Here is a 14,397-nt window from a genome sequence, read left to right as displayed (position 1 = left end):
GCCCGGGCGGCGCGGGTAGTCTCGCCGGGTGATCGAGATTGTGACGGAACGCCTGATCCTGCGCGACTGGCGTGAAACGGACCTGCCCGCGTGGGCGGCCATCAACGCCGACCCCGAGGTGCGCGAACACCTCGGCCCGGTGTGGGACGAGGCCCAGTCGGCGGAGTCGATCGTGCGCTACCAGGAGGCGTACCGGAGCAACGGGTTCGGGTTCTGGGCCGTCGAGCACCGCGACAGCGCCGCACTGATCGGCCACGCGGGGCTCGACCCGGTCGAGCCGACGGTCCCGTTCGACGGAGTCGAGCTCGGGTGGCGGCTGGCCCGTTCCGCCTGGGGCCACGGGTACGCCTCCGAGGCCGCGCGGGCGCTGCTGGAGTTCGGGTTCACCACCGTCGGCCTCGACGAGATCCTGGCGATCACGCTGGCGGGCAATACGCGCTCGCGGGCGGTCATGCGGCGCATCGGCATGACCCACGCCCCCGACCTGGACTTCGACGACCGCCCGACCCCGGACGAGGTCTTCCACCACATCGTCTACCGCAAGCACCGCTGACCTCCCGCATCCTGCGCCCCGCGCCCTGCGCGCCGTGCGCGCCGCGGTCAGGTGCAGTTTCGGGGAAAGTGCACGAATGGCCAGCTCGATTCCTGCACTTTCCCCGAAACTGCACCGATCGTGCGCGGCATTGGGCGCGGCATCGGGTGGGCGGCGTGGACGGCGGGTGGGGGCGCGGCCAGGCCGCGCCCCCACCCGCCGTCGTCGGACCGATCAGGATTGCGCGCCCACCGTCTCGGCCGGGGTGCGCCAGTCGGCCGGGGTGCGCGGGTCGGTCGCGGCGCCCCACAGGGCGGCGGCCAGCCAGACGCAGCCGATGAGCATCAGGCCGCCGTGGGCGATCCGCAGCGCCTCGCCGGTGTAGAACTGCGGGATGAACAGCGCGAACCCGGCACCGAACGCGAGCGCGCTGTAGCGCGGCAGCGACCCGGACCGCCACACGGCCACCGCGGCCCACACCGCACCGACGCCGAGCAGCAGCAGCCCGATCAGGAACGTGGCGACCGCGGCGGGGTGGTAGCGGATGCTGTCGGACAGGTCGAGCAGGTCCAGCTGCTGCCCGCCCGAGATCTTCGTGGCGAGGGTGTTGAGCGCGAAGTCCTCCGCGCCGTAGTAGGGCAGGGTCAGCCCGGCGCCGATCCACATGATGACGGCGGCGACCGAGCTCACCCGCAGCAGCGCGAGCGGCACGAGGATGAACCCGGCCATGGCGAACAGGTGGGTCGCCACCCACCACGGCGACGACATCGCGTGCAGCGCTCCGGCGGCTGTGGACTCGTCGGCCCAGGGGCGCAACGCGGGGTAGAGCAGGAAGAGGATGCCGGCAACGGTGAGGGCGGCAGCGGCGAGGCGGTTACGGGACTGCGGCATCGAATGCTCCATGGCTGAGGGGTGGCCGTGGCACTGGGCGCTGCACCGGTCGGCCAGTGAAGCTATGTGCCATAGCTGAAAAGCTAATGCCAATAGCTTTGGTTGTCAACCGGAGGTGGCGCAGGGCGAGCCGCTCAGAGAAAGGCCGCTCCGGCCTCGGTCAGCGACACGGCGACGGCGTGGTCGGCCGGGGCGTCCGGTGACCAGCGGCTCGGGTCGGCCACGAGCGGTCCGATCTGGTCGGTGGGCACGGGGCCGTCGGCGTACACCTCGATCAGGCCGCGTCGGCCCAGGCTCGCCACGGCGTCAGCGAGCAGCGAGATCGCGTGCGGCAGGTCCGGCTCGCCGTCGCGGACCCATTCCGTCACCAGTCCGGCGAGGTGGGTGCCGCCGTCGGACCACTCCAGCACGAAGTGCTCCACCAGGGTCACGCCGGCCGTCCGAACCTGTTCGGCCTGGATCAGCTGCTCGGCGTGCCTGATCCGGTCGCACATCGCGCCCGGGTCGGCGTCGCCGTACCGGGACTTCCACGGGCCGCCCGGCACAAGGAACCGTGCGGCGGCGGTGGTGCCGCGGGTGTCGTCCAGGTGCAGCAGCGCGCTCATGACGTAGCCCTGGTCGTAGGGGCAGTCCAGTCGGGGCAGGTAGCGGTCCAGGTAGGCGGACAGGACCACGGCGTCCTCCGGCCGGCCGAAACGCAGCAGGGCGTACGCGTAACCCTTTCCCGCGAACGCGAGTTCGCTGGCCAGGAGCAGCTCGGCGAGGCGGTCGCGGAAACCGGTCCGGCGGTCGATGCCGATGAGCCATGCGGCGGTCAGCCGGGGCCGCCAGTTCGGCAGGCTCAGCATGTCCGTCAGGTCGGCGTCATCGACGGTGCGGGCGTCGCGGCACAGGTCGGCGACGAACCTCGAACGCTGCTCGCGTGGCAGGTCGGCGAATGTCCCGCCGCCGAGGAGCTTGAAGTAGCGACCTCGGGTGGATTCGGCGCCCATGACGTAGCGCCTCGTCCGTACGTAGGCGTCCGGGGACTCGGTCACTGTGGCGACCCGGCGAGCACCGCCTCGACGTGCGCCGCTCCGGGTACGCGGTGGACGGCGGTCACCGCGGTCAGCGGCAGCGGGCCGTACACGTGCGGGAACGGGCCGCCGTTGGGCGCGTCCTCCCAGTGGACCGTGTCGCCGAGCAGTGCGGAGTCGACGGCCGCCACGAACAGGTCGGGCTCTCCGGCGAACACCCGCAGCGCGGTCGCGGCGACCTGGTCCCGAGCCGAGCAGTGGACGAAGCCGCAGCTGAGGTCGAACGGCGACCCGTCGAACCGCTGCGCGGCACGGAATGCGGCCCACTCGGCCGGGAGCAGGATCTTGTAGATCAGCACGGGCACACTATGGCAGCTCGCGACCAGGCGCGCGTTCCTCTTTCCGCTGGGCCGGTCGGCTCAGGCCGGGTCGAGGTCGTAGTCGAAGGTGTACCGGTGCGCGCCGTCGACGTTGTCGATCGTGAACGTGCCGCGCAGCCCGGTCAGCTCGCCGGTGCCGGAGTCGGGGACCACGACGACGCTGAGGGTGCCGTCGCCGCGCGACATCAGCCCGTGGTGCTGGAGGGTGAAGGTGCCGGTGCGGCCGTGCAGGGCGCCGCTGATCTGGTCGATGGCGACGTACCCGGCGGAGTCGGGCAGGGTCGAGCCGACCGACAGCATCTGCGCGGTGCCGGTGGCCTCCAGGTCACCGGTGATCTGCTTGCTGACCCGCATCCGCCCGATGGCCGGGTCGCCGCTGTCCAGTTGCTCGAAACTGACCTTGAACGTGCCTGTGGCCCGGTGACCCATCTGTCCTGCCCCCTCAGTCGATGACCGCTCCATCCCATCAGACGCCGCCGGGCCGCCGTTAAGAAGGGGCCCTTCCTTTCCCGGGACGCGGCCTGCGGTACAACCCCGCCAGAACCTTCCGGCAGCCCCGCGGCAGCCGCCCGCCCGTGCACTGGGCTCATGGGGTACACGGAAGGGAGAATCGTCATGAGACGGTGGCGGATCAACGCCGCGCTGGCGGTCGCGCTGATCGGCGGCAGCGTGGTGGCGTTGCAGTCGGGGGTCGCGCAGGCGGCGACGACGCCGGAGGAGATCGCGATCGCCCGGGCGAACGAGGCGATCCGGTCCCACCCGGACCTGTTCCAGGTCTCGGACGGCGACACGTTCACGGTGTGGCGGGCCAACGTGACCCGCGGCGGGGCCGCGCACGTGCGGTTCACCCGCGAGTTTCGGGGGCTGCCCGTCCTGGGCGGCGACTTCGTGGTGCACCTGGCCGCCGACGGCGGCCTCGACGGCGCCTCGCTCACCCTGGCCAGGCCGGTCGGCGTGGATGTGGCGCCGAAGGTCGACGCGGCCGCGGCCGCCAAGGCCGCGCGGGAGGCGCTGCGGGCCAGGGAGGTCGGCACGCCGACGCTGGCGGTCGACGCGGTCGGCGGCACCGGGGTGCTGGCGTGGGACGTGCCGGTGACGCTGGAGGAGGGCACGGCCGAGGCGGTCGTGTCGGCCGTCGACGGCACCGTGCTGCGGTCGGCCCGGCTGGAGCAGGAGGTCGCCGGCACGGGCAACAGCGTCTACTCCGGCACGGTCACCATCCAGACGACCCTGCAGGGCGGCCAGTACAAGCTGATCGACCCGACCCGCGGCAACGCGACCACCTGCAACCTGAACCACGCGATGTCGGGCACCTGCACCACGTTCTCCGACGCCAACAACGTCTGGGGCGACGGCAATCCGGCCACCGACCAGTCGGCGGCGGTCGACGTGGCGTACGGCGCGGCCAGCGCGTTCGACTACTACAAGAACGTGCTGGGCCGCAACGGCGTCTTCGACAACGGCGTGGGCATCACCTCCCGGGTGCACCGGGGCGTCGACTGGGTCAACGCCCGCTGGAACAGCACCGCCAAGGTGATGGAGTACGGCGACGGCGCCGGCGGGATCCACCCGCTGGTGTCGCTGGACGTGGCCGGGCACGAGATGTCGCACGGCGTGACCCAGGGCGCGGTGCCGCCCGGCGGCCTGATCTACTCGGGCGAGTCCGGCGGCCTCAACGAGTCCACCAGCGACATCTTCGGCACCATGACCGAGTTCTACGCCAACAACCCGCAGGACACCCCGGACTACCTGCTCGGCGAGGAGATCGACATCTTCGGCACCGGGGAGCCGCTGCGCTACATGTACGACCCGGACGCCGACGGCATCTCGAAGAACTGCTACTACAACGGCGTGGGCAACCTCGACCCGCACTACTCCTCGGGCGTGGCCAACCACCTGTACTTCCTGCTGGCCGAGGGCAGCGGGCAGACCGCCTACGGCACCAGCCCGACCTGCGACGGCTCGTCGCTGGTCGGCATCGGCCGGGACAAGGCCGCCAAGATCTGGTACAACGCGCTGAACAACTACTTCACCTCCGGGGAGACGTTCGCGCAGGCCCGGCAGGACACCATCGCCGCGGCCACGGAGCTGTACGGCAAGTGCAGCTCGGCGACGTTCGCGGTGGCCAGGGCCTGGGCGGCGGTCAACGTCGGCCAGCCGCTGTCCTGGATCCCCTGCCTGAAGATCTTCCACCTGGTCTGGATCGAGTGGCCGCGCAACCCGATCCCGGACCCGGGCCCGCTGAAGTGGGTCACCACGGTGCAGGAGAAGGGCGTCCAGGAGGTCGTCGAGGTGGGCGTGCACATCAGCCACGCGCGGCGCGGTGACCTTCAGATCGACCTGGTGTCGCCGAGCGGCAGGTCCTACCGGCTCAAGAGCGCCGACCGCGAGGACCGGGGAGTGGATGTCGACGAGACGTACCCGGTGCGGCTCGGGCAGGCGCTGGAGCCCGGCGAGTGGACGCTGGTGGTCGAGGACACGGTCAAGGGCGGCAGCGGCCGGCTGCTCGGCTGGACGCTGCTCTACTGATCGATGAACGTCCGTGCCTGGTCGGCGGCCCTACGGCTGTCGGCCAGGCGCACAACCTTTCCACAACCGCACCGCCCTAGCGTCCTTCGCGTGGCCGTCCTCCCGGCCACGTGCCCGAGCTCTGGAGTGGACACATGAGACGTATCGTACGTCGGCTGGGCGCCGCGGCCCTGACCGTCCTGACGACGATCCTGCTGGTGCCGGCCCCCGCGCAGGCGGCCGCCGCCGGGGTGTGCGGCAACGACTGCCGCGTGATCACCAAGGACGCGATCTGCTGGGAGACCGAGCTGTGCCCGATCTCGCTGGTGATCAAGGGGAAGCTGCCCAAGGGCGGCGCGGAGATCCGCTTCTGGACCGAGGACCTGCGTGCCACCGCGCCCGACGACTACCGCCAGGTCAAGGACGGCGTGCTGCGGCTGGCTGACGGGGACACCGAGAGCCGCATCGTGATCGAGCTGGTCGCCGACGGCAAGGTCGAGACCGAGGAGGCGCTGCGGGTGTGGCTGTCCACCGGCGTCGGCGACCCGCTCGCGGTGACGGTGACGATCCTGGACAGCGACCAAGGCTGACCGGGGTGTGGGGTGGCGGTGGGTCCGGTTCCACCGGGCCCGCCGCCTTATTCAGTCCAGCCCGGCCAGGGCGTCGGCCTCGGCCAGCGCGTTGGCCTTGCGGTACAGGTCGACCGCCTGCTGCCGGTGGTCGCGGGCGGTCTCGGCGTCCCCGGCGCGCGCGGCGAGCACGGCGAGGTCGCGCAGGATGCTGGCGGTCTCGTACGGGTCGGGCGCGCGGCTGCGCAGGGCCAGCGCCAGGTGCAGGAACCCGCCCGCGGCCACCGGGTCGGGGCGGTCCAGGTGCACCCGCCCGATGTTGGCCAGCGCCACCGACTCCAGGTGCTGGTCGGCCAGTTCCTGGCTGAGCGCGAGCGCCTGCTCGAACTCGGCCAGCGCCGCGTCGTGGTCGCCGCCGCGCAGGTGCGCGGTGCCGATCGTGGTGCGGGTGTCGGCCTCGTAGCGGCGGTCACCGCTCAGGCGGCGTACCGCCAGGGCCTGGCGCAGCAGGTCCAGTGATCCGGTCAGGTCGCCCAGGGCCAGCCGGGACTGGCCCAGGCCGCTCAGCGCGGCCGCCTCCAGCCGGGCGTTGGGCAGCTCGCGGCTGCCGGCCAGGGCCCGGGTCAGGTACGGGCCGGACAGCTCGGGCCGCCCCATCCGGACGTACGCGTCGCCGATGTTGTTGAGCGCCAGCGCGATGCCGAGCCGGTTGTCGATCGCGGTGTGCAGCGCCAGCGCCTGCTGGTACGCCTCCACCGCCTCGTCGAAGCGGCGCAGCCCCGCGCACGCGACCGCGATGTTGTTGTGCACGTGCCCCTCGCCGCGCTGGTCGCCGCAGCGGCGCATCAGCGCCAGCGCCCCCTGGAGCACGTCGAGCGCCTCGTCGTGACGGTACGTCATGATCAGCGCGACGCCGAGGGCGCTGCGCATCAGGCCCTCGGCCCCCGGATCGCAGTCGGCCTGCGCGGCCTGCACCGCCAGGAGGCACAGCAGCACCCGGTCGCCCCAGTGCCCCCGCGAGTCGTAGAAGCCGGTCAGCAGGTACGTCAGCTGCCACGCGGCGGCGGCGTGGCCGTGCCGGGCGGCGTGGGCCGCCACCGGCAGCAGGTTGGGCCGCTCGCCGTCCAGGAACGCCAGCGCGGCGTGGTGGTCGGCGAACTCCACCGGGTGCTCGACCTGGGGCCGGACCCGGTCGCGGCCGGGGTCGACGATGCGGTTGGCCGCGTCGGCGACCCCGAGGTACCAGTGCACGATCCGGGCCGTCGCGTCGGTCAGATCGGCCGGGGTGTCCTCGGTGGCGGCGCGCTCGCGGGCGTACAGCCGCAGCAGGTCGTGCAGCCGGTGGCGCCCCGGCGCGTCCTCGGTGGCCAGGTGCGCGGCGAGCAGCTCGGCCAGCGCCCGGCGCGCGGGCCCAGGGCGCTCGCCCAGGGCGGCCTGCGCCACCCCCTCGCCGAACACCGGCCCGGGGTGCTGCCCCAGCAGCCGGAACAGCCGCGCGGCGGCGGGGGACAGGGCCCGGTAGGAACCGGCGAACACGGTGCGTACGCTGCGCGCGTCGCCGGGCACGGCCAGTTCGTCGAGCCGGTCCTCATCGGTCAGTTCGGTGTTCAGGTCGGCCAGCCGGCGGCCGGGGCGGGCGGCGAGCTTGGCGGCGGCGATGCGCAGCGCCAGCGGCATCCGGTCGCACAGGTCGGCCAGCTCGGCGGCGGCCTCTGGTTCGGCCTGCACCCGCTCGGCGCCCAGCACCCGCGCCAGCAGCGCCACCGCCTCGTGCCGGTCCAGCGCCCCCAGGTCGACGGCGCGTACGTCGTGGTGCGTGGCCAGCGCGGTCGGCTGGTGGCGGCCGGTCACCAGCAACAGGCTCGCCCCGCCGGCCGGGACCAGCGGCAGCACCTGCTCGGCGTCGGCCGCGTTGTCCAGCACCAGCAGCACCCGCCGGTCGTGCACGAGGTCGCGCAGCAGCGCGGCGCGCGCCGACAGGGCGGCGGGCAGCCGGTTCCCGGCGACGCCGAGGCTGGTCAGCACGTGTGCCAGGGCCTGTGCCGGGTCGAGCGCGCCGTCGGGGTCGTGCCCGCCGAGGTCGAGGAAGACCTGCCCGTCGGGGAAGTGCGGGGCGGCCCGGTGCGCCCACTGCACGGCCAGCGCAGACTTGCCCATCCCGGCCGGTCCGGCGACGTAGCCGATGCGAGGGCCGCCCGACAGCAGCGTGTCCAGGGCCGACAGTTGCGTGTCGCGACCGGTGAAGTGGCCCGCCGGTGCGGGCAGCTGCGCCGGGCGCGGCCCGGCGGGCGCCGCGGGCAGCTCGGGCGCCGTCGCCGGGGCGGTCAGGGCCGGGTCCTCGCGCAGGATCGCCGTGTGCAGCTGCTGCAGGGCCGGGCCGGGGTCGGCGCCCAGCTCCTCGGCCAGGTGCTCGCGTAGCCGCCGGTATGCCTCCAGCGCGTCGGCGGGCCGCCCGCACCGGTGCAGCGCCAGCATGTACAGCTCCACCAGCCGCTCCCGGTGCGGCTGCCCGACCAGCAGCTTCTCCAGCTCGCCGACGGCCCGCCGGTGCCCGCCGAGCCGCAGCTCGGCGTCCCACAGCAGCTCGACCGCGCACAGCCGCACCTCGTTGAGGCGCGCCGCCTCGGCGGCGGCCCAGCCGGTCGGCTCGCCGTCGGCCAGCGCGTCGCCGCGCCACAGCCGCAGCGCCTCGCGCAGCTCGGCGGCGGCGCGTTCGGGCTGGTCGGCGTCCAGTTGCGTGCGGGCGGCCGTCAGCGCCGCCTCGAACCGGTGCGCGTCCACGGCCTGCGCCGGGATGTCGAGCCGGTAGCCGGGGTGCTGGGTGCGCAGCGTCCCGTTGAGCCCGCACGCCTCCAGCGCCTGGCGCACCCGGGCGATGTGGCTGTGCAGCGTCTTGACCGCGGTGCGCGGCGGATCCCAGCCCCACAGCGCGTCGATCAGGCGCGGCTGGTGCACGACGGTGCCCGCGTTCATCGCCAGCACCGCCAGCAGCGCCCGCTGCCGTGCCCCGATCAGCGCGGCCGGGCCGTCACTGCCGGACGCCTCGATCGGGCCGAGAATGCGCACCTGCGACTGACTCACCGCGCACCCCTTTCCGCCGGTTCCCCACAAGACTGGCAAACCATCCGGAGGGTACGCCGCAGACTGTCGCGTTGCCGTCGCAGCCGGATCAGGCGGTCCAGCCCAGCCACGCCTCCCCGGCGGTGAGCAGGCCCAGCCAGAAGGCGAGGGCGGCCACCGGCACGGCCAGCACCCACCACGGGCGGGTGCGCCACCACCGGATGCTCGCGATGAACAGCGCCGCCCACACGACCATCAGGACGGCGACGGCCCAGCCGGGGGCGAGCAGGCCGCTGGCGGCGTACCAGACGGACAGCAGCAGGTGGCCGGCCAGGCCGACGACTCGGGCGATCCGCGCGCCCGTGCTCAGCGCGGGCGGAGCCTGTGGCGCGGGTGCCTGCGGTGCCGATGCCTCGGTCATGGGGCTCCTTCGCGAGAGGTTGTGAGCAGCGTGCCAGAGCGGACACCACCGGGCAATCGACGCTGGTCCGGGCGCCGGTCCGGGCCGGTACGCTGTGAACGTGATGGTCGATTCGCCCGTTTTGGTCGGCCGGGACGCCGAACTGGCCCGGCTCGCGGCGGCCGCCCGCGCCGCCGTGGCCGGGCAGGGCGGCGCCGTGCTCGTCGTCGGCGAGAGCGGCATCGGCAAGACAACGCTGCTCGACGCGGCCGCCGCCCACTGCCGCGACCTCGGCATGCGGGTGCACCGCGGCGCCGCCGAGGACCTGGAGCAGGAGATCCCGTTCTCCACCCTGGCCGCCTGCCTGGGCATCGGACCCGCCAGCCCCGACCCCGACCTGGCCCCGCTGTCCGCCCTGCTGCGCGGCGAGGACGTCTTCGCCCACGGCGTCGACGCCGCCAACCACGAGTACGCCATCGGCGAGGCCGTGCTCGGCCTGGCCGACACCTGGACCGCCGCCCGCCCGCTCGCCCTCATCGTCGACGACCTCCAGTGGGCCGACACCGCCACCGTACGGGTGCTCGACCGCCTCGCCGACGGCCTCGCCGCCATTCCGCTGCTGCTCGTCCTGGCCAAACGCGCCGTCGACCGCAGCGGCGAGGTAGCCGCCTTCTGGTACTGCCTGCTCGACCGGGGCGCCGCCCAGCTGCGCCTGGACCCGCTGCCCGCCGACGCCGTCGCCGACCAGGTCACCGCCCTGGTCGGCGCGCCGCCCGGCCCGAGACTGCGGCAGCTGCTCGACGGCGCCGCGGGCAACCCGCTCTACGTCCGCGAACTGGTCACCGCCCTGCGCGACGAGCACGCCGTCCACCTCACCGACGGCTGCGCCGAGCTCGGCGAACGCGCCTGGGGCGAACTGCCGGGCTCCCTGGTCGGCGTCATCGGCCGCCGCCTCGACGCCCTGCCCGGACCCATCCGCGACGCCCTGCGCACCGCCGCCGTGCTCGGCGGCAGCGTCAGCGAGGCCGAACTCGCCAAGGTGCTCGGCAGCCCGCCCGAGGAGATCTCCGCCGCGCTCGGCCTCGCCGCCCGCGGCGGCCTGGTCACCACCGGGCGCCGCCCCCGGTTCCGGCACGCGCTCATCTGCGAGGTGCTCGCCGCCCAGGTCCCGGCCACGGTACGGGCGGCGCTGCACGTGCGCGGGGCGCGGGTGCTGGCCGGGCGCAGCGCCTCGGTGACGCGGGTGGCCGAGCAGCTGGCGCAGGGCGGGACGGTCGAACCGGCGATGCGGGACTGGCTGGCCGGGCACGCCCGTACCCTCATCGCCCGTGCTCCCGGACTCGCGGTGCAGTTGCTGCGCCGCGCCCTGACCGCCGCCGACCCGGCCCGCACCGCCGAGCTGCGCCTGCACCTGGTCCGGGCCCTGCTGTGGCACGGCGAGCTCGACGCCGCCGAACGCGAGGCCCGCCAGGCCCTGACCGCCGCCCCGGCCGCCGACCGCGCCGCCCTGTACTGGCTGCTGGCCCAGTCCTGCTACCGGCAGGGGCGGATCACCGACGCGCTCGCGGTCGTCGACACCGCCGTGGCCGACCCCGAGGTCGCCGAGGACCGGCGCGGGCGGCTGCACGGGTTCGCCGCCGTGGCCAAGATGTTCCAGGTCCGCATCGAGGACGCGGCCGCCGACGCGCGGCAGGCCCTGGCTCTCGGCACCGCCACCGGCGACCAGCACACCCTGGGCCTGGGCGAACTCGCGATGTCGGCCGTGACGATGATGCGCGGCGACGTACCCGGCGGCCTGGAACTGGCCCGCCGGGCGCAGAGCCGCCTGGGCCACGGGGTGCTGCCCGACCTCCAGGTCGAACCGGACGCGACCGTCGCGTACTGCCTGATCGGGCTGGACCGCCTGGCCGAGGCCGACGAGGCGCTGGCCGTGGCCGCTGACCGCAACCGCCGCACCGGCAGCGTGTACCTGGCCTTCACCCACCGGCTGCGCGCCGCCGTCCGCTTCCTCGACGGCCGCTGGGACGACGCCCTCGTGGAGATCCAGACCGGACTGGAGTCCGCCGACCCGCTGCGCGAGGCGGGGCGCCTGCGCGGGCTCGCCGAGGTCATCAGCGTGCACCGGGGCGGCACGGCGGAGGTCGCGGCGGCGACCGTGGCCGAGCAGCCGGACGCGGTCTATGAGGGCGGCGACCAGAGCTTCACCCGCTGGGCGTACGCGCTGACCCAGGAGGCTTCGGTCGGCCCGGCCGAAGCCCTGCGCCTGCTGCTGCCCGTATGGGACCAGGCCGGCGGCATCTTCCCCCGGCGCGTCGTCTACCGCGTCTGCCCCGACCTGGCCCGGATGGCGGCGGCCTGCGGTGCGCACGCGCGGCTGGTCCAGCTGGTCGCCGAGGTCGAGCAGGTCGGCGGTGCCGAACCGTGCCACAGCCTGCGGGCGACCGCGCAGCTGTGCCGGGCCTTCGCCACCGACGACGCCGAGCTGATGCGGGCGGCGGCCGCGTCCTACGCGGAGGCCGGGTGGCGGCTGTGTGAGGGGTACGCGCATGAGAACGCCGGAGTGCTGCTGGCCCGCGCCGGGCAGCCCGGACCGGCCCGGGACGAGGTCGACCGGGCGCTGGCGATCTACGAGCTGCTCGACGCAGCCTGGGACGCCGGGCGGGCCGGGGCGCGGCTGCGGGAGGCGGGCGTACGGCGCGGCGTGAAGGGGCGGCGCGGGCGGCCCAAGCACGGCTGGGCGGCGCTGACCGACACCGAGCACCGGGTGGCGCTGCTGGTCGCCGAGGGCATGTCCAATCCGGAGATCGCGGCCAGGATGTTCCTGTCCCGGCGTACCGTCCAGTCGCACGTCTCCAGCATCCTGGCCAAGCTCCAGATCAGCTCCCGGGTGGAACTGGCCGTGGTCGCCGCCCGGCAGGACAGCGCACCGGGCTGACGAGCTGCTGCTGACCGTGGCACACGAGGACTTCCCATTCCCGGTTCGACACCGGGCCACACGTGTGGGGTTGTACGTACAACCCCACACGTGTGGCCCGGTTTCAGAGGTCCTCGCATAGACGGCCGAGCAGGCGGCTACGCGGGCGCGGACTGACCGGTCGCCCAGTCGCGGAACAGGGTGAGGGCCTCGGTGAGGTTGCCGGGTCCGCATGCGGCGTGGAATTTCTGCTTCGCCGTCCAGACCCATACCCAGTCGTTCTTGCTCCGGGTGACGTCTTGGCGGGGGTACGACAGGTCCTCCAGCTCTGTCTCGGCGAGGTCGATCTCCACGTGCCAACCGGGGTTGTCGAGGGTTTCGATCTTGACGCCCCAGCTGTGCTCCCAGTCCTCGTCGCACTGCCCGGCATACCAGCGCTGCAACCAGTCAAGGACGTGCTCGGACTCGTGCATGAGAGCCGATGGTAGGCGACTGCCGCTCGACGGCTCGGCTACCGGTCAGAGCCGACGGGCAGCTCGGAGCGCCAGCCGAGGAACCTGCGATGCAGGGCACCTGACGCTGTCATGGGCATGTCCTGGCATGCCTCGATCAGGTAGCCGGACAGGTGCAGCATCATCGACACATGGGCGCCGTCGTACTCGGCGACGAACTGCCGTTTACGGGTCAGGCAGGGCCACGGCAGGCCGCATGCCGCGCACGTCCAGTCTGGTCGGATCGGCAGATGTATCGACACGGCTCGCGTCCCCTGCTCTGGTCGGCTACGGTGGGAAAGACCAGGCCATGGGAGTGTCGGTGGATGCGAGCCCCGACCCCTGGTCTTCCCCGTGACGCCAGCCAGGTCCGGACTCTCAAAGCACGTTCCCGCTGGGCCGATACCAGCATCAGCGGAAGGGAACGCCCATGGAACAGGATGCCGGTCTTCCACCGTCTACAGACGACACCAGATCGCCGTCAAGGCTGCGTACGGCCCGTGAGGCGGCCGGATACAGCCTCGCCCGTATGGCAGCGTTGACCCATTTCAGCAAGCCCTACCTCGGGCTGGTCGAGACCGGCCGCCGTTCTGTCACTGCCGAACTGATCGAACGCTACGAGCAGGTCCTCGGCGTCGCGATAGGCACGGCGCTGGACCCGGTGCGCATCACCCACGAGTGGCTGCTCGGAGACACGCCTGCCTCGCTCCAGCTGCGCGCCGGGCGGCAGATCGGCGTCAGCCTGGTCGAGGCGCTGGAGACCCGGGTGGTGGAGCTGCGGCATCTCGACGACACGGTGAGCAGCAGCCACATGCTGCCCGTCATCACCAAGGAGCTCGGCGCGGCAAACGTGCTCGCACGCGACGCCGCATACAGCGATGCCGTAGGCCGCAGGCTGTTCACGGCAGTGGGGGAGCTGGCGCAACTGGCCGGCTGGGTCGCCAGCGACGCCGGGCAGTACGTGAAGGCCAAGCAGTTCTACCTGTCCGGAGTCAGCGCCACCGAGACGATCGGGGATCGGGTGCTGGGCGCGCAGTTGCTGTCCTGCCTCAGCTATCAGCTCGCCAACATCGGTCGCCGCGACGACGCCATGCTGATCGCCCGTTCCGCCGTCAGCGGCGCCACCGGTGCGACGCCGGTGGCGCGGGCGCTGCTGCTGGAACGCTACGCGTGGGCGGCCGCGCGCCTGCGCGACACCGCCGCCGCCCGGCGCGCGCTCGACGCCGCCGACGACGCCTACGAGCGGCGCTCCGACGGCATCCCCGAACCCGAGTGGGTGTACTGGCTCAACCGGGCCGAGATCGACGTCATGGCGGCGCGCTGCGCCATCGAAGTGGGCGCACCGGCCCGGGCCGAGCCCCTGCTCACCCGGGCGCTGGCCGGGTACGCCAGCGAGCACATCCGCGAGGTCGCCCTGTACCAGACCTGGCTGGCCGAGAGCTACGCCGAGACCGGCGACCTCGACGCCGCCCGGGCGACCCTCGGCCAGGCGCAGGCGGCCGCCGAGCGCGCCGACTCCGCCCGCTTGCAACGCCGGGTGACCGCCATCGCCAACCTCATCGACCGCCGCGCCACCTGACACCTGCTCAGGCAGTCAGGCCCTTCGCCGCGGCAGGAGCCAGGAACTCCACCCGAT

Annotated in this window: 13 protein-coding genes; 5 read left to right on the top strand and 8 right to left on the bottom strand. The window is 73.5% G+C overall.

Features of this window, described 5'->3' with window-relative positions; translation table 11 throughout:
* Positions 1–28 precede the first annotated feature (28 nt).
* Positions 29–553 (top strand): GNAT family N-acetyltransferase, encoded by a 525-nt coding sequence (locus tag Cs7R123_RS25750; protein WP_212830281.1) that lies wholly within the window; start codon positions 29–31, stop codon positions 551–553.
* Positions 554–766: 213 nt separating this feature from the next.
* Here the strand turns inward: Cs7R123_RS25750 and Cs7R123_RS25745 are convergent, their stop codons facing one another.
* The 4 genes from Cs7R123_RS25745 to Cs7R123_RS25730 all read right to left on the bottom strand — a co-directional run bounded on the left by Cs7R123_RS25745 (position 767) and on the right by Cs7R123_RS25730 (position 3,248).
* Complete coding sequence (locus Cs7R123_RS25745) at positions 767–1,423, bottom strand: hypothetical protein (protein WP_212830280.1); 657 nt, start codon at positions 1,421–1,423, stop codon at positions 767–769.
* A 134-nt stretch (positions 1,424–1,557) separates the two neighbouring features.
* Positions 1,558–2,460, bottom strand: a complete 903-nt coding sequence (locus Cs7R123_RS25740; RefSeq protein ID WP_212830279.1) for a DUF6000 family protein — start codon at positions 2,458–2,460, stop codon at positions 1,558–1,560.
* Positions 2,457–2,798 (bottom strand): DUF952 domain-containing protein, encoded by a 342-nt coding sequence (locus Cs7R123_RS25735; protein WP_244872142.1) that lies wholly within the window; start codon positions 2,796–2,798, stop codon positions 2,457–2,459. The genes Cs7R123_RS25740 and Cs7R123_RS25735 overlap by 4 nt, the downstream gene beginning before the upstream one ends.
* Positions 2,799–2,858: 60 nt before the next feature.
* Entirely contained in the window at positions 2,859–3,248 is a 390-nt protein-coding gene (locus tag Cs7R123_RS25730; protein ID WP_212830278.1) for a DUF3224 domain-containing protein, read from the bottom strand.
* 186 nt (positions 3,249–3,434) lie between these two features.
* Between Cs7R123_RS25730 and Cs7R123_RS25725 the strand changes: the two genes are divergently transcribed.
* Both Cs7R123_RS25725 and Cs7R123_RS25720 read left to right on the top strand, forming a co-directional pair.
* Positions 3,435–5,348 (top strand): M4 family metallopeptidase, encoded by a 1,914-nt coding sequence (locus Cs7R123_RS25725; protein ID WP_212830277.1) that lies wholly within the window; start codon positions 3,435–3,437, stop codon positions 5,346–5,348.
* A 134-nt stretch (positions 5,349–5,482) separates the two neighbouring features.
* Positions 5,483–5,917, top strand: coding sequence for a Calx-beta domain-containing protein (locus Cs7R123_RS25720; RefSeq protein ID WP_212830276.1), 435 nt, complete (start codon positions 5,483–5,485; stop codon positions 5,915–5,917).
* A 51-nt stretch (positions 5,918–5,968) separates the two neighbouring features.
* Here Cs7R123_RS25720 and Cs7R123_RS25715 read toward each other — a convergent pair whose 3' ends face one another.
* Positions 5,969–8,977 (bottom strand): BTAD domain-containing putative transcriptional regulator, encoded by a 3,009-nt coding sequence (locus Cs7R123_RS25715; protein ID WP_212830275.1) that lies wholly within the window; start codon positions 8,975–8,977, stop codon positions 5,969–5,971.
* An 88-nt stretch (positions 8,978–9,065) separates the two neighbouring features.
* Positions 9,066–9,377, bottom strand: coding sequence for a hypothetical protein (locus Cs7R123_RS25710; protein ID WP_212830274.1), 312 nt, complete (start codon positions 9,375–9,377; stop codon positions 9,066–9,068).
* 103 nt (positions 9,378–9,480) lie between these two features.
* Here Cs7R123_RS25710 and Cs7R123_RS25705 point away from each other — a divergent pair, with 103 nt between their 5' ends.
* Positions 9,481–12,291: a LuxR family transcriptional regulator gene (locus Cs7R123_RS25705; RefSeq protein ID WP_244872463.1), complete on the top strand. Its 2,811-nt coding sequence runs from the start codon at positions 9,481–9,483 to the stop codon at positions 12,289–12,291.
* 137 nt (positions 12,292–12,428) lie between these two features.
* Here Cs7R123_RS25705 and Cs7R123_RS25700 read toward each other — a convergent pair whose 3' ends face one another.
* A complete protein-coding gene (locus Cs7R123_RS25700) occupies positions 12,429–12,743 on the bottom strand; it encodes an immunity 53 family protein (protein WP_212830272.1) in 315 nt (104 codons plus the stop codon).
* Between the two features lie 38 nt (positions 12,744–12,781).
* Positions 12,782–13,018 carry a flavin reductase gene (locus tag Cs7R123_RS25695; RefSeq protein WP_374707094.1) on the bottom strand — a complete coding sequence of 79 codons (237 nt, stop codon included), beginning with the start codon at positions 13,016–13,018 and terminating at the stop codon, positions 12,782–12,784.
* 173 nt (positions 13,019–13,191) lie between these two features.
* On the opposite strand from Cs7R123_RS25695, the gene Cs7R123_RS25690 reads away from it, so the two are divergent.
* Entirely contained in the window at positions 13,192–14,340 is a 1,149-nt protein-coding gene (locus Cs7R123_RS25690) for a helix-turn-helix transcriptional regulator (protein ID WP_212830270.1), read from the top strand.
* Positions 14,341–14,397 lie beyond the last annotated feature (57 nt).

Origin of the sequence: Catellatospora sp. TT07R-123, from assembly GCF_018327705.1 — a bacterium.
In the GTDB taxonomy this organism is placed as follows: Bacteria; Actinomycetota; Actinomycetes; order Mycobacteriales; family Micromonosporaceae; genus Catellatospora.
This window is presented reverse-complemented; position numbering and strand designations above follow the sequence as displayed.